This is a genomic window from Dactylosporangium aurantiacum, assembly GCF_000716715.1.
Lineage (GTDB): Bacteria > Actinomycetota > Actinomycetes > Mycobacteriales > Micromonosporaceae > Dactylosporangium > Dactylosporangium aurantiacum.
Genome location: NZ_JNYJ01000127.1, coordinates 1 through 1,512 on the forward strand (window position 1 = coordinate 1; position 1,512 = coordinate 1,512).

Annotated in this window: 1 protein-coding gene; it reads left to right on the forward strand. The window is 69.4% G+C overall.

The annotated features are described in order from the left end of the window. Positions 1 to 245: 245 nt before the first annotated feature. Positions 246 to 1,493: an IS110 family RNA-guided transposase gene (locus OP18_RS50545; protein ID WP_033367955.1), complete on the forward strand. Its 1,248-nt coding sequence runs from the start codon at positions 246 to 248 to the stop codon at positions 1,491 to 1,493. Positions 1,494 to 1,512: the final 19 nt, after the last annotated feature.

Sequence of the window (1,512 nt, forward strand, 5' to 3'; positions counted from 1 at the left end):
GCCGGTCACTAGGGCACCATCCTTTCGGCAGAGCCCTCTGAGAGGGTTGCTGTTGGAACTCGACGAGGACTGAGAGAGGGCCTTGGCCGGTCGCCCTTCGAGGGCCTGCATGACACCGCCGCTCTCGGTTCTTGTCGGGGCTGCCGACCGGCCACAGGGAGAAGCGCCGTAGAGCGCCGGTTAGTGACCGCCCGGCAGTCAGCCCCGATGGTCGAGTCACATCGCTGCCAAGCTGAGGAGAACCGTTGTCGCTCAACATCGCTGGGGGATCGGCGTACTACGTCGGCGTCGACTGGGCCGCTGCCACCCACGCGGTCTGTGTCCTCGATCCAGCCGGGAAACGGGTTGCCGCGTTCACTGTCGAACACAGCGCTGCCGGCCTGACCGCCCTCGCGGCCCGGCTGGCTCGACTCGGCGCCGCGGAAAGCATGCCGGTCGGGATCGAACGTCCGGACGGTCGTGTGGTCGACGTGCTGTTGGAGGCCGGGCATCCGATCGTGCCGGTCAAACCCAACGCCATCAAGGCATGGCGGGACGGGGAGGTGCTGTCCGGTGCGAAGTCCGACGCCGGTGACGCCGAGGTCATCGCCGAGTATCTGCGGCTGCGGCAGCACCGGCTGAGCCTGGTCGCGCCGTACTCGGCGCAGACGAAGGCGCTGCGGACCGTCGTGCGCACCCGCGGCGACCTTGTCCAGACCCGGGTCGCCACGACCAACCAGCTCACCGCGCTGTTGGACCTGCACTGGCCCGGCGCGAAGGCAATCTTCGCCGACATCGCATCGCCGATCGCCCTGGAATTCCTGACCCGGTACCCAACCGCTCGACACGCCCGGCAGCTGGGCGTGAAACGCCTGACCGCGTTCTGCACCAGACACGGCTACTCCGGCCGGCGCACCGGCGAGCAGCTCCTCGCCCGGCTGCGCGCCGCCCCCGCCGGCGTCACCGACCCGACCCTGTGCGACGCGGTCCGCGACGCGGTCCTGGCCCTCGTCACCGTCCTGCGCGCGATCACCACCGCAGGCAAAGACCTCGACCGCAGCGTCACCGCCACACTCGGGGAGCACCCGGACAGCGAGATCTTCACATCGCTGCCAAGGTCCGGTCAGATCAACGCCGCCCAGATGCTCGCCGAGTGGGGCGATACCCGGCAAGCCTACGACGGACCCGACGCCGTCGCCGCGCTCGCCGGAACGACACCCGTGACCAAAGAATCCGGCAAACACCGCGCCGTGCACTTCCGGTGGGCCTGCAACAAACGCTTCCGCGTCGCGGTCACCACCTTCGCCGACAACAGCCGCCGCGCAAGCCCCTGGGCCGCCAAGGTCTACACCGACGCCCGCACCCGCGGCCACGACCACCCACACGCCATCCGAATCCTCGCCCGCGCCTGGATCCGCATCATCTGGCGCTGCTGGACCGACCGGCTCCCATACGACCCGGCACGGCACGGCAACGCCGTCCGACTCCACCAAAACGAACCGCTCGCCGCCTGAGGTTGACACAGGGAGTGTC